The 12,160-nt window shown below is 64.5% G+C and carries 13 protein-coding genes; 5 read left to right on the forward strand and 8 right to left on the reverse strand.

The genetic code is table 11. The features are described 5' to 3' along the window. Positions 1-615: 615 nt before the first annotated feature. On the forward strand, positions 616-792 hold the full coding sequence (locus MKK60_RS05895; RefSeq protein WP_243984303.1) for a hypothetical protein: 177 nt from the start codon (positions 616-618) through the stop codon (positions 790-792). A 430-nt stretch (positions 793-1,222) separates the two neighbouring features. Here the strand turns inward: MKK60_RS05895 and MKK60_RS05900 are convergent, their stop codons facing one another. Together MKK60_RS05900 and MKK60_RS05905 are read right to left on the reverse strand one after the other, a co-directional pair. Continuing rightward, a complete protein-coding gene (locus tag MKK60_RS05900; RefSeq protein ID WP_243984305.1) occupies positions 1,223-1,477 on the reverse strand; it encodes a hypothetical protein in 255 nt (84 codons plus the stop codon). Positions 1,478-1,945: 468 nt separating this feature from the next. Then, positions 1,946-2,209 (reverse strand): hypothetical protein, encoded by a 264-nt coding sequence (locus MKK60_RS05905; protein WP_243984307.1) that lies wholly within the window; start codon positions 2,207-2,209, stop codon positions 1,946-1,948. 312 nt (positions 2,210-2,521) lie between these two features. Between MKK60_RS05905 and MKK60_RS05910 the strand changes: the two genes are divergently transcribed. Continuing rightward, entirely contained in the window at positions 2,522-2,749 is a 228-nt protein-coding gene (locus MKK60_RS05910) for a hypothetical protein (RefSeq protein ID WP_243984310.1), read from the forward strand. Between the two features lie 260 nt (positions 2,750-3,009). Here the strand turns inward: MKK60_RS05910 and MKK60_RS05915 are convergent, their stop codons facing one another. Continuing rightward, positions 3,010-3,777, reverse strand: coding sequence for a helix-turn-helix domain-containing protein (locus MKK60_RS05915; protein ID WP_243984312.1), 768 nt, complete (start codon positions 3,775-3,777; stop codon positions 3,010-3,012). Positions 3,778-4,103: 326 nt separating this feature from the next. Here MKK60_RS05915 and MKK60_RS05920 point away from each other — a divergent pair, with 326 nt between their 5' ends. After that, positions 4,104-4,385 (forward strand): hypothetical protein, encoded by a 282-nt coding sequence (locus MKK60_RS05920; RefSeq protein ID WP_243984314.1) that lies wholly within the window; start codon positions 4,104-4,106, stop codon positions 4,383-4,385. 152 nt (positions 4,386-4,537) lie between these two features. Here MKK60_RS05920 and MKK60_RS05925 read toward each other — a convergent pair whose 3' ends face one another. Continuing rightward, positions 4,538-6,235, reverse strand: coding sequence for a methyl-accepting chemotaxis protein (locus MKK60_RS05925; protein WP_243984317.1), 1,698 nt, complete (start codon positions 6,233-6,235; stop codon positions 4,538-4,540). Between the two features lie 576 nt (positions 6,236-6,811). Here MKK60_RS05925 and MKK60_RS05930 point away from each other — a divergent pair. Continuing rightward, entirely contained in the window at positions 6,812-7,150 is a 339-nt protein-coding gene (locus tag MKK60_RS05930; RefSeq protein WP_243984319.1) for a hypothetical protein, read from the forward strand. A 71-nt stretch (positions 7,151-7,221) separates the two neighbouring features. Here the strand turns inward: MKK60_RS05930 and MKK60_RS05935 are convergent, their stop codons facing one another. From MKK60_RS05935 to MKK60_RS05945, 3 genes are all read right to left on the reverse strand, one after another. After that, entirely contained in the window at positions 7,222-7,758 is a 537-nt protein-coding gene (locus MKK60_RS05935; RefSeq protein ID WP_243984322.1) for a helix-turn-helix domain-containing protein, read from the reverse strand. A gap of 994 nt (positions 7,759-8,752) precedes the next feature. After that, positions 8,753-9,121, reverse strand: a complete 369-nt coding sequence (locus MKK60_RS05940) for a hypothetical protein (RefSeq protein ID WP_243984331.1) — start codon at positions 9,119-9,121, stop codon at positions 8,753-8,755. Beyond that, on the reverse strand, positions 9,118-9,750 hold the full coding sequence (locus tag MKK60_RS05945; protein ID WP_243984325.1) for a ParA family protein: 633 nt from the start codon (positions 9,748-9,750) through the stop codon (positions 9,118-9,120). The genes MKK60_RS05940 and MKK60_RS05945 overlap by 4 nt, the downstream gene beginning before the upstream one ends. A gap of 259 nt (positions 9,751-10,009) precedes the next feature. Here MKK60_RS05945 and MKK60_RS05950 point away from each other — a divergent pair, with 259 nt between their 5' ends. Beyond that, on the forward strand, positions 10,010-10,975 hold the full coding sequence (locus tag MKK60_RS05950; protein WP_243984327.1) for a site-specific integrase: 966 nt from the start codon (positions 10,010-10,012) through the stop codon (positions 10,973-10,975). A 50-nt stretch (positions 10,976-11,025) separates the two neighbouring features. Here MKK60_RS05950 and MKK60_RS05955 read toward each other — a convergent pair whose 3' ends face one another. After that, positions 11,026-12,063: an HD-GYP domain-containing protein gene (locus MKK60_RS05955; protein ID WP_243984329.1), complete on the reverse strand. Its 1,038-nt coding sequence runs from the start codon at positions 12,061-12,063 to the stop codon at positions 11,026-11,028. Positions 12,064-12,160: the final 97 nt, after the last annotated feature.

Here is a 12,160-nt window from a genome sequence, read left to right on the forward strand (position 1 = left end):
GTCAGCCGCTGATTGGCGAGGGCGTTACGTTAATGCCCCCGGTAATCGTATATTCTTGCCGGAACTCACTTGGCGGGCTCGACAAGGTCCATTCTGGAAGGGCCAGAGGACTGCTGTTCCGCTGGCGCCTGAGGATCTTTGCCAGGAGCGTAAGTCGTAGCCGCAGAAGGAACAGGCCGGGTCTTGTTCTCCGCAGTCGAGTTACCACCAGGGTCGGCAGCATCCTTCGACGCTGACCCTTCCCGAGGCACCGGGGCTTGGCTCCAACCGTCCTGAGCGCTTCGGTTCTTATCCCCCATTGCGTCAATACCCTTGATCTCACCGGGCTTTGTCTGGGCGGACGCTCCTGGCGCTAGCATCAGGACGGCGCAAACGGCCAAACCGGCTCTGCCAATGAATGAGAAGCGAAGCATAATAGAATACCGGTTTTCTTGGATTATTTAGGCCAACAAATCCGGCAAGCCAATGTTCATGCGGCATATCAAAATGCCGATTGCGATTTTTATAAACTTAGGGTTGTGATGCTATTCGCACTACATGAACGTTCTTATGAACAAATCACGGAACGGTTCACCACCGCCGCACTTGTTCTCTCGGCGAGTTCGAAGGGGTGCGATGAAGGTGTTTCAGGTCAGGCAGCGTGCGACCGGAGCCATCCTTTGGACCGGCTCGGCCTCGGATGAGATCGCAGCCCTCGACGCGATGGCGCACGAGGCGGGGTACTATGATCACTCCGACATCCCGCAGACCGTTAGCGGCGGCGGATTGGCCGTCGAGGTGGTTATGGTCTGAGCCCTTCTCCGTGATGGCTCAGCCGATTTGGATACCCACTACTATCAGCCTGCAGGGGCTGTCGTACTGATAGGGAGCGTCCCGACTATGATCGACTCAAAGCGGCCCGAGACCGATCCCGCTGAAACGCCGCCTGGCGAGCGATCCTACGAAGATCTCCCCGCGACCGGTAGGTCGCAGGGTTCGTTGTCGCCCGGCGCTACGGAGCCCAGCGATATTGAGGCGCCGCGCAATGACGAAGGAGCCACGGGGCACGAGGCCTTCGATAAGGCGCGAGCTGAAACGCAGCAGCGGAAATGAACTCCCACCAAGCGCCGATTGGCCAGCTATGGAGCAGGCGTCAACCATTCCACGGCATCAGTCCTGACCACCCTACTGACCGCCACGCATCGCTCTGCCAGGGTTGCCGCTAGCTTGCCGTACGGCTTCGCTAGCCGTTATCGACTGCTTCGCTGACTGTCGCCCCTCCCAACCACGCGATCGCCGCCTCCAGCGATTTGAAGGAATGTGTCACGCTTTCAAAAGGAGGCGGTCGTTGATCCGAAGGAACGGCGTCGAGCAGCTCGGCCTGCCACCCGCTTACGCCGCCGCCCGCGGTGATATTTCGAACGAGGCTACCGACGATTTTCCCATCGAGCGCAAGGTCATAACTACCGGGTGCAAGCCGGTGGAGGGTGTACGTCACCGTTGGTGTTCCTCAAACGCTTGCCGAGCAAAACCGTAGCTACCGCTGATAACGAGACACTGCGGACCTTCGCCTTCAATAGCTCGTTGGTCCTGCGGGCACAGGAGAGGTTGGGGGGAAATTGTGGGCTGGCAGGGTATGAAAAGCGCACCTCGGGACGGGCAACGGTTCGTTGCCGGCCTATGGATCGAGAAGGGCGCCGCCCCTCAGTTCGAAATGCACATCATCCGCGCCGACATGCGTGGCAAGGGCGTCCACCCGGAAGATGACCGGGGGTGGTCATGGAACGACTACACACACTGGATGCCGCTGCCCATACCTGCCAGATCGGGCACCTCGGATCGTCCGGCGTTGGGCGGAAAGAGTGTAACCCCTCCCATGATGCATCGAGCTTACGGTGTTGGCTGAATATGAGCCCCGGGCCAGCGATCGCCTGGAACGCCGTCGATGATCGCAGCCTTGCCGGCATCAGACTGGCTCACATAGATCCTGGTCCTCTTCGTCGAACACATGTTCGATCACGCTGTACGGCGGACCTGTGAACCATCCGATCGCTTCAGCCTCCTGTCGGGATACCAGCCGAGTCGTGACCGGCTCGCCAAGCTCTTTGCTGGCGATCGTCGCTTCATCCACCTGGATCGCGAGCACCGTGCGTGTGCCGATGTCGGTGCAGCGGTAGCGCCGGCCGGAACATGTGAACTCTGATCCAATCCTGAAATCTGACAGATCCATCGGCGTCTCCTTCGCCCTGGCATCTATTATGAAGCAGTTTTTGGCTTGCTCGCCACCTGAGGGAGGTGGTGTGACAGGACAAAATGGCGTGCTTGTCGATGCGGCATCAGAAACATGGTTCAGGTGCTGTCGCGTGGTCGCGCGTCCGTGGTGGGCAGGCTGATCGACGCAAAACCGGCATTCCATTGCTGAAGCAAACTCGACTTCACATCCCCGTGACGGCAGCGACACGGTTCAGTAACCAGATCGCCACATGCCGATCATGGTGCAGCGGTAAACATCTCCGCTTCTGCGATGAACCGGAGCATCAGCATGGTACTCGCCGACCTCGATAAGCGTGCCGAGCTGACTGTCTGGCCGTCCGGCGCGCCGGCTCATACTGCACACGGGCAGGCGTTCTCCACACTGCGCGAAGCCCTTGTGGCTGCGGCCGAAAGCATCCAGGCCGACGACGCGCAGCCCTGGATCATCACCGAGGACGGCGACATCCTCTCGCCACGCTGGATCAGGGCAAACGCCGATCCGCACCGGCTACAGTAAGATGGCAAAGAGCAGGCCATAAGCCGGCGCCGGCGGTTCCTGTTCCCCGCTGCATCGACCTTCACGCAACCAACCCGACCCGAGGCGTCACGGGCACGATGCAGGGAACTGGCCCGCATCGGCCTGTCGTCGCGTGCTCCCTGTACCGAGCGACCTAACGACGTTCGCGACCGTCGCCGGCGCGCAAGCGTCGAGAGCTCGGCTGCATAGCATCCCGCAAGGCCGAAGACCCGTCCGGCATGGCGAACGCCCGCGTGCGGCTACCGCATAGCTCGGCCGGCTCTACCCGTCGCGCGGATCTCGGATGGGGCTCTGTCCACGAGGTTGCCCACCGCTGGTCGGCAGCCCTTCTGAGGGTGCCGAGCCCCTGATTTCACAGGGTAGGAAACATCAGTAGGCGTGCGCTTCGCAGATTTGCACCCTCCCCCCTCTGCGGGGGCGGGGTGAAGATGGAGCACCGGCCCCTTCCGCGCCAGCCGTAGCCAAGCCGTCCACTCGGCCGACACGATGCGGACCACGTTCGTGTCGTTGCGGAAGCCCGTCACGCGCCGCTCCTCGACCGTCACCAGCCCGAGCTTGCGCGCCTCCCGGATCGCGTTGCGCACGGTGGTCTCAGCGACGCCGACGATCGCCGCGAGATGTCCGACGGCGAGGCGGCAGTCGCCCCGCCGGGCAGTCTCGGCCGCGACGAGCGAGAGCACCGCCTGCTCAGCCAGGGTAAACCGTGCCGAAATAGCCGGAGGCAGCCGCCCAGAGGCCGCCCAGCGCCGTCGGCGAGCCATCGAGGCATCCGTACGCGGCCGAGTGCCGGCGCGGCTCCTGGGGCTTCCTGTACGGTTCTCGACCTGTTCGGCGGATCGTTCAGTTCCTGACAGTTGCCGCGCCTCAATCAGCCCAGACAGCGCCTCGGCTTCGGCTTCAGACAGGTGCCCATCCCCGAACGCCTTCCACAGCGCGGATGCGACAGCCGGCAGCGCGGCGCGCGGGGCTGCCTCCGCCTGTCGGCGGATCTCGTAGGCATAGTTCATCGGTCACAGCCCTGCTTGGGCCGCGTCAAAGCAGGGGGCTCGGCGTCCACCGTCCCCGGCAAAAGGCAAAGCGCCATCGTCTCGGGAAATGATCCCGATTGACTCCCGGCGGGAGCTATGATGTCTGGGGAGTTGCAAACCGGTCCCCGGACCTCATCGATTTCGACGGCCTCACCCTTGCAGGGGTGGGGCCGTTGGCGTTTTGGGCTTAGGTCTTTCTCGCGGCCTTGGTCCCTTGTCTCTGCCGGCTCACGACTCGCCATAGGGCGCGCCATAGCCGGACATGGCATGTCGGCCGGCAGGCACGGCTAAGTCAACGTCAGGGATTGATCAGCGCGGCCATGCACGGCAGACTCTCTACGATCGCCGACTTGCGCAGGACCGGCCACATTACCAGCCACGAGATCGTTGCGGCGATCGACGCCTACATGCGCAACCCCGCGGCCGGCCCCTACCGCTTCGCCAGCGGTCACAGCCTTGACGTGGCGGCGCTCGTCGCCCTGACCATCAACCGGGACATGCTCGCGAGCCGCCCTGGTCCGCAGGAGAAGACGTTTCGGATCGCGGTCGCGGGCGTCATCATGGCGGCGCATCCGACCACACCGTGATCATTGTGGGCAAAAAGAAGCCCGCTGCGGCATGAGCCGAGCGGGCTAAGATTATCCTGTCCGGGAAACCGGTAGGCACGTAAGCAGGCGTGTGGTTCCAAATCCCCGAACGATGGAAGGTATCCCCGTCGCTTTTTTAGGATGCCGCCATCTCACGCGGCCCGTACAGTAGCGAGGAAGCGTCCGACCTCGGCCGTGAGGGTCTCGGCCTGACGCGACAGCTCCGAGGCCGCACCCAGCACCTGGCTTGCAGCCGCCCCCGTCTCCTCCGCCGCACCCGCCACGCCGGCGATGTTACTCGTGACCTCGCCAGTTCCCATCGCCGCTTGGCTGACGTTGCGAACGATCTCCTGTGTTGCCGCGCCCTGCTCCTCCACGGCGGCCGCGATCGAGGTCGCAACCGCGCTGATCTCCTGGATCCGCCCGGCGATGCCACCGATCGCCGTCACGGCTTGACCGGTGGACGCCTGGATGCGTGCGATCTGTCCCGAAATCTCGTCAGTCGCCCGCGCCGTCTGCGAAGCCAGCTCTTTGACCTCGGCAGCGACAACCGCGAAGCCCCGTCCAGCCTCACCAGCCCGCGCCGCCTCGATCGTGGCATTCAGCGCCAACAGATTGGTTTGGCCAGCGATGGTGGAGATCATGCCGACCACGTCCCCGATGCGCGAGACCGCCGTGCTCAACTCCTGCACCAGCGTTCCGGTTTGATCGGCTTCGGCAACAGCCTGCAGCGCCAGAGCTGCCGAGCCATCGACCTGGCGGCTGATCTCCTGCACCGATGAGCCAAGCTCCTCGGCCGCCGCGGCCACCGTGTTGACGTTGGTGGCGGCCTCCTCGGCGGCGGCGGCCACAGTCGTGGACTGGCTCGCCGTTTCCGTCGCCGTCGCGGTCATGGTCTGGGCCGTGGCCTGCAACTCGGTCGCCGAGGACGACACCATGCTAATGATGCCACCGACCGCCGCCTCGAAGCCGTCGGCCATCTGACGCATCCCGGCCTTGCGCTGCTCCTCGGACGCCAAGCGCGCCTCCGCAGTGTCTGCTTCCAGCTGACGCGCGCGGATCAGGTTGTCCTTGAACACCTGTACCGCTGCGGCCATCGCGCCGATCTCGTCCCGGCGATAAGCGTGTTCGATGGAGATCGATGCATCGCCCGACGCAAGTCGACGCATAGCCTCGCCCAGTCGCTTCAAAGGGGTCAGGCTTCGCCGCATCCAAAACCACAGCACGGCGCTGCATGCGATGGCCAGCAACGCGCCGATCAGGCCGGAGTGCCGCTTCAACCGAGTTACGACGGCGAGGTGGTCGGTGCGTTCGACCCCGGTGTAGAGAATGCCAAGGGTACTTCCGTCCGCAGCTAGGATCGGATCGTAGGCAGTGAAGTATGGGACTCCAAGGATCTCGGCTTCCCCTCGGTAGGGTCGACCTTGTTTGATCACCGCGTCGTAGACGGGCCCAGGGGCCAAGCGTGTACCAGTCGCACGGGTCCCATCGGGTTTGGTTACGTTGGTGGCCACACGCAGGTCGCCGAGGAAGATCGTGGCCGTCCCGCCGATGATAGCGCGAACACGATCAACGGCAGGGTCCTCAGGTCCGATGGGATGGGACCCCACTTGCAGATGTCCATCGATCAAGCCGAAGCGCTGCGAGCCGCCCTCGTCAGCAAGGCTCTGCCGCAGCAGTCGCATATTGCTCTCCAGCACAGCGGACGCGTGCTGCGTCATGTCTGCCTCCACCTCATGTAGGATCACGCCGATCGTCGTGAACGAAGCAATGCCGACCATCACGGTCCCAACGACGCTGAGGCGCATGGGGAGTGACAGGGAGGGTCGGCCGAGGCGGCGCAGGTTCATTCGGGAGGGCTCTCATGGCGTGAGGCCGATCTCTTCGCGATGTACCGTTATGTGCCCAAGGAGGAGTGACACGCCACAGTCAAAGCGAGGGATCGTGATAGAGGTTGGGCAGACAAACTATTGCAATTACATCGCGAGCAACTATTGCATTTCGAATGCATCTTGATTTGTTAATTATTAATTAAATTTACCCAGCCGACTGCGTTATGTCGCATAGCTGAGCATTCTATCATTTGATACATCGACATAGTTGCGATACTTCAGATAAGTTTACAGCTTAAAATGCAACCTAGCATCAGAATTTTCTTGCCTACACAGACAAGCCATCGACCTGGGCGCTGATGGGCCGCCACGCTGAACGGGTCGCACTGGACCTGATGCTCGGCAGTGCGCGACGCGATTGGTCGGTCTGGTCGGTCGAAGTTTACGAAGCACTCGGGCGGCAGATGCTGTCGAGGCCGTTCGCGGATGTGCTGGCCAGCAGGCCGCCGCCACAGGACTGATGGCGGCCCTCGGCCGCGTTGCGCCGATCGTACCGCACCCCTTATCCCCGCCGGCCCACCTCCGGCGAGACCCATGGTATCACCCGCACCGATCCGACCCACGCCCTCCGACGTCCAGGTCTGGCGCGACGCGCTTGAGGCCATGAAGCCGACGGTGCCGCCCTGTCCCGGGCTCTCGGCGCTGCGCTGGCAGGAGATGCGCGAGGCGGCGATCGACTTCCTCGACCGGTTCGGCGAGGACGCCATCGCCTTCGGCTGGACGGCCACGGATCTCTTCGGCGTGCATCCGACCGTCGGCGTGGTTCGCGTCGACTACTGCGGCGCCCTGATCCTGACGATCAAACCGATCCAGACGCCTATCGCCAAAATCGATTGGGGCCACCGAACACCGGGCTGCGAAAGCTGCTGCTGACAGGCCGCAATACGATGCAGCCTGCGCTTCGGTGAGAAGCCGGGTAGCGGGTAAGGGCACGCCGCGTTCGCTCATTGGCTACCAATGCCTCCATCGCGATCCTTCCGCCCTGTGACCCAGAAGAGCCCGACGACATCGCGCAGTTTGGCGGCGAAGGCCGGGTCGGTGGAGAGCTTGAACTGCCGGACCCGATGCGGCTGTAGGCCGTGCCCCCGCCAGATCCGCCGCACCGACGAGATACTGATGGCCGCGGCCTTGCTCATGGCGGCGGCCGTCCAATGCGTGGTCTCGCCGGGTGGTTCTCCTTGCGTCAGAGCCACCACGCGCGCCGCCACCTCCGGCCCCAGCGGCGGGATGCGCGCCGGCCGTGTCTTGTCCCGAAGAAGCCCGTCGACGCCCTCCTGCGCGAAGCGGTCCTGCCAGCGCCAGACCACCGTCTTGGACACGCTTGCCTCACGCATGATCGCGTGCGTCCCGAGCCCATTGGCACTCAGCAGCACGATGCGGGCGCGCCACACGTGCTTCTGCGGCGTGTTTCGATCCACAACCAGTGCTTCGAGCCGAAGGCGATCCGAACTGGAGAGCGTGAAGGAGATGCCGCTGCGCATCCCGCCAGACTCGCAGGATGGGCCTCAAACCGAAACCCCACACGGACTCAACCGTCAGGGCTCAACCACTAGCGTGGTCAGGGTCCGGCAATGTCACCTCGGCCGCCGGCGTGGCGTTCTTAAAGATGGTGGGGGGACGCTGATGCCACCGAGCTCTCGGGAGCCAAGGAGGGCAGTGCTCCTACTGCCCCCTTAGAATGCTCGCGACCACGTGGGGCATACGCCGGAAGGCCCTCGGCTTGGTTCGCCTTGATGCGCTCGCGGAGCGCTACGGCCCGCTGGGCGATCGTACCCGCATCGCATCGGCGACAGGGGCCGCCGCGACCGACGGCCTGACAGTTGGCGGGGTGCTGGCATGAGGGACGTGGCATTGCAGCCACGATAAGCAATTCGAGGCCAGTATCACCCCCCCTCCCCCTGCACGGTAGCGGAACTCGTGGTGATGTAGCGGGCAGGATCGTGTTGCCGTAGCAGCTAGGCTCATGTTTGCGCCGTCATTGCCTGGAGCTAAGTTCCTGCCAGGTTCCTCCCCCGAACCGTTCTCAACACACCCCGGTGCGCCCTTAACCCCGACGCGCCGTTTTCGTTGGCGCGACCATGGGAGGAGCGTACCGTCCCACCACGAACCCCCAAGGGATGGTCGATGCGACGCTTGGAAAGCTGGATAGCCCTTGAGGCTGAGGCGCTTACTGATCGGATCGAGGCTCACCGAGCCGAACACGCCGCGATCACTAAGGCATCCCGCGCGATTTTTAAGGCGTCTCGGACGGTCATCGAACGAGCGGCAATTCGTGCCGCTACGTCCCGCAAGCTCCTGGCGCCGCGATCCCGCAACAAGGGCTGATGCGGTCAGGTAGGCTTGCTACCTAGTACCACATCATCGCAGCTCGCCCGGCTTGCACACCGACCGCAAGGCGTCTGGTCCGTTCTAACGTAGGCTTTTTCAAACACCACAAAACCATTATTAAGACACCTTAAAACGTCTGTAAGGGCACTATTGCCATCCCTTCGCGGTGGGTTTCTCGATCACGTGATCGATCCCCTCTAGGATAAGGGAGTGGATCGAGCGGCCCCGATCCTCGGCGATGCGGGCGAGTGCGGCATGCCGAGCGTCATCGAGGTAGACCGTCTGCCGGGCGGCGACAGGGCGGCGGCCCTTAGGCCTGCCTATCGGCTTTGCGGCAGCGATCTGCGCTCCGTCAGTCGGACCAGCGGGGGGCACCTCGGGCAGAGGCGCTATATCAGCAACAGGTGCGTGCTCCGGTGCTGCAACAGCCTCGTCTTCATCCTGGTCGGCCTCACGGGCAGCGGCTGCGGCGGCTTTGAGAGCGAGGGCTTGCGAGGCGTTCGGACGGCGGCTCATGGGGTCTCCCCGAGGCGGACCATGACGGCATCGGCGAGCGCCGAGAACTCAGCAGCTGACGGTGTGTCGGACGGGACGGACTCGCCGGTCGCGAGGCTATCGGCCACGATGGCGCGATAGGAGATCGTTGGAGCCACGGGCTCGGTCAATGCTGCCAGGGTCGCCACCACGTCACGCCCGGCCCCGGTTCGTCGGTCGATGCGGCTCGGGACGATCAGGATGTCGGGCCGGTCGCGTTTTGCCGCCTTTCGATGCCGGCGGATCGTACCGACCGTCTCGGCAGCGCCGCGCACGTCCAACACGGTCGAGCCGGCCGGGACCAGCACGAGGTCGGACACGGCGATGGTAGCCCCGAACGCCGCGCCCATCGAACCTGGCGCGTCGATCAACACGAAGTCGGTCCCCTGTGTGCGCACTGCCCTGACCCAGGCCGAAACCGCGGCGTCGCCGGCCTCCTCAAGGAGATGGGCCATCACCTTAAAGGGAAGCTGCCCGTCCTCGGCGATCGAGGCGGCATGTGCGGCCGGGTCCGCATCGAGGACGGTCACTGTGTGCCCGCGGCGGTGTAGCTCGGCTGCAAGATTGAGCGCCGTCGTCGTCTTGCCGACGCCGCCCTTGCTCTGCGCCAACCCTACAATTCTCACCATTACGGCGTCACCCTCTTATCAATGTGGTGGCATAAAACCACCAGACCAGCATCACCATCCCGCTTTCTGACTACCTGCCGACGATCGCGGATAGTTTCGCGGAGGCGTCGAGGGATGCTGTCTGGTACGCCACCGTCGCCACATTTTCGTGGTGTGATGATAGCGGTACGATGGAATGATGATCGCGCGACCATAGCCGGCGTGATAGTGTCTGAGAAGGACAGTTATCGGACACGATGTCATGTCGGCGCTGAAATCTCACGATCCGGGCCCGCGTGCGTCTTTGCCGATCGTTGCAGGCCTCTCGGATCAGGCACGGGCATTCCAGCGCGCCGGCAAGGCCAAGAGCACGCAGCGGGCCTATGCCAGCGACATCCGCCTGTTCTCAGCGTGGTGCTCGAAGTTCGGATTTCAGACGATGCCAGCGTCGCCGCTCGCCGTGCTCGAATTTCTCACGCACGAGGCGACTGCGGGAGCGAAGGCATCGACCATCGGCCGGCGGCTCGCCGCGATCCGGTACGCGCACAAGCTCGCCGGCCAGCCGGACCCGACCGACGACGAGGGTCTACGAGAAGGCTTGCGCGGTATCCGGCGAGAGGTCGGCACACGCCCGACTCAGAAGGTGGCGGCCACCGCCGACATCATGGCTGCGATCCTGATGCGGACGCCAGACACCCTTACGGGTAAGCGCGATCGGGCGCTGCTGGCCCTTGGGTTCGCTGGCGCTTTCCGCCGATCCGAGCTGGTAGCCCTGGACGTGGCCGACCTCCGCGAGGAGCCCGAGGGCATGCGCGTCTTAGTACGGCGGTCCAAGGTTGATCAGGAAGGGCAGGGCTTCGAGAAGGCGATCCCGACCGGGCGGTTCATCCGACCCGTCGCCATGGTGCGGGAATGGCTTGATGCTGCTGGGATCACGGCAGGGCCGGTGTTCCGGCCAGTCAACAAGGCAGGGCGTGTCGAGGCTGACAGGCTCGGCGACAAGACCGTGGAGCGCATCATCAAGCGCTACTGCACCGCGGCTGGACTCGATGCCTCTACGTTCGGGGCGCACTCGCTGCGGGCCGGTTACATCACGTCTGCGGCCGAGCGCGGTGCGGACCTCGCCCGGATCATGGATCAGTCAGGGCACCGCGATCCGCGCACGGTGGTCGGCTACATCCGCCGGGCGAACGCCTTCAAGGGGCATTCGGGGAGCGGGTTTTTGTAGCAAACACCTGTCCCTGAATAGCTGTCACACTGGAATGATCGTATCTCCGGTCAAGCAGCTGCGTGCAGCCATTGCCGCTCGACCTCGCCCCAGCCGGCCAGGAACGCCGCGACGCAGGCCGGGTCGAAGTGCGAGCCTGCGTTGTCGGACAGGAGCGCCCGCGCCTTCTCGAGCGACCAGGCCTCCTTGTACGGCCGCTCCGAGACCAGGGCGTCGAACACGTCGGCCACGGCGACGATGCGGCCCGACAGCGGGATCGCCTCGCCGGCCAGGCCCGCCGGATACCCGGTGCCGTCCCAGCGCTCGTGGTGGCTCGCGGCGATCTCGGCGGCGAGCTGAACCACGTTCGAGGTGCTGCCTTCGAGGATGCGGCGGCCGCGCTCGGCGTGCTTCTCCATCTCGCTGCGCTCGTCGACCGAGAGCGCGCCCTGCTTGAGCAGGATCGCGTCGGGCACGCCGATCTTGCCGACGTCGTGCATGGTCGAGGCGAGGCTCAGGAGCCGGCAATATTCGGCGTCGAAGCCGAGGTTCTTCGCGATGATGCCGACATAGGTCGAGACCCGCGCGATGTGGTTGCCGGTGTCGGTGTCGCGGTGCTCGGCCGCGCGCATCAGGAGGTCGATGATCTCGCGCTCGCGCGCTTCGATCACCGAGACGGCGGCGGCGACCTCGCGCGCCAGCCACGCCGCGCGGTCCTGCTCCTGGCGGTGGGCGTGGCTGATCTTCATCAGGTTGCCGACGCGCGCCCGGATCTCGGCGGGGTCGAACGGCTTGCCCAGGAAGTCGGTGGCGCCGGCATCGAGCGCCTGACGGCGGACCGTGCGCTGGTCTATGCTCGTCACCATGACGATCGGCACGTGCGCGAAGCCCGCCACGCCGCGCGCGGCCGCGATGAACTCGAGCCCGGTCATCCCCGGCATGTCGTAGTCGGTGATGGCGATGCCGATGCGCTCGACGTTGTCGCGCAGGAACGCCAGCGCCGCGACGGGGCAGGTGAACTCGACCGGCTCGCAGTCGGGCACGGGCTTCAGCGCCTGGACGACGAGCAGGTTGTTGAGTTCCGCATCATCGAGGATCAGCGCGAGCATGAGGCTCCATCCCGTCGGCGGTGAAGGGGGCCCGTCGTCATTGCGTCAGCAGCAGCCGGCCGGAGACCGGGCCGACGCCCTTCGGCACCGGCACGCT

The sequence above is a fragment of the Methylobacterium sp. J-092 genome (assembly GCF_022829325.1).
Lineage (GTDB): Bacteria > Pseudomonadota > Alphaproteobacteria > Rhizobiales > Beijerinckiaceae > Methylobacterium.